Genomic DNA, 905 nt, shown 5'->3' with positions numbered 1-905 from the left:
GTTGCTACTGCTTTTACTAGTTCTGGTGTGAATTGTGTATGCCATTTTCCCTTTACCTGTGCATCTTCCACTTCATCCGCTAATGCTTCGTAATAAAATTCCCCGTTACTATCTTTAAGGGCTGTAAACTCTAACTCTGTTTCTGCTACTTCATCTGACCCGTTTTCCACTTTAAATTTAAATCCTGTTGTAGATGCACAATTAGAGAAGGCAACGAATTTTTTGAACTCCGAAAATTCATCAACGACGTCAGCAGTTAAAACAAAGGATTCTCCCTTTGATGTGGTACCGTATGACCATACACCCGCTTTTAACCCATCTGTTTTAATTCCGAAAAGCCTTCTAAGTACATCTACACGTAAATGACCAGAAAGAGTCATATTCATTTTAGTAGGCTTAGAGATTTTTTTAACTTCTACACCCTCGCATTTTTTTACTTTCTCGAGCATTTCTGTTTCGCCTTCGATGGTTCCAACACAACCGAAATTTGTACCCACTTGTTGGATCCCACCTTTAATAAATTGAATACCTACGTTTGTAAATGTCATGGAATCAAATTCTTCAATAATTTTTGCCATTATAATTAACCTCCCATTGTTTGATTGATAACTTTATCTAATTCTATATTTAAACGTTCTGCTATCTTTGGAGTAGCGGTTTGCAAACCGTGCTCTAAGATTTTTTCTGGTGCGTTTTTCTTCGAAGTCCCTATCCCTAAATCTGGATACTTCAAATAATTAAATCTGGGCGTTGGACGAATTGTAAAACCAAGGTTCAATTTGCTATTCGTTAAAGATTTTTGATCTTTGGCATGTCGTTTATTTCTCACACGCCCTTTCCATGTAGAAACCGGAATTTTAGGTTGAATGGACTCGACTGCAAGATTCACACCATCACTATGCAAA

The 905-nt window shown here is 37.0% G+C and carries 2 protein-coding genes; both read right to left on the bottom strand.

The genetic code is table 11. From position 1 onward, the window contains the following. Positions 1-578: phage tail protein (locus ACQGS6_RS29295; RefSeq protein WP_426966099.1), on the bottom strand; the 578-nt coding region annotated here is incomplete at its 3' end. Positions 579-583: 5 nt separating this feature from the next. Further along, positions 584-904, bottom strand: coding sequence for a hypothetical protein (locus ACQGS6_RS29290; RefSeq protein ID WP_426966098.1), 321 nt, complete (start codon positions 902-904; stop codon positions 584-586). Position 905: the final 1 nt, after the last annotated feature.

This window comes from Bacillus sp. GMs2/2 (assembly GCF_050172095.1).
Taxonomy (GTDB): Bacteria; Bacillota; Bacilli; order Bacillales; family Bacillaceae_G; genus Bacillus_A; species Bacillus_A cereus.
This window is presented reverse-complemented; position numbering and strand designations above follow the sequence as displayed.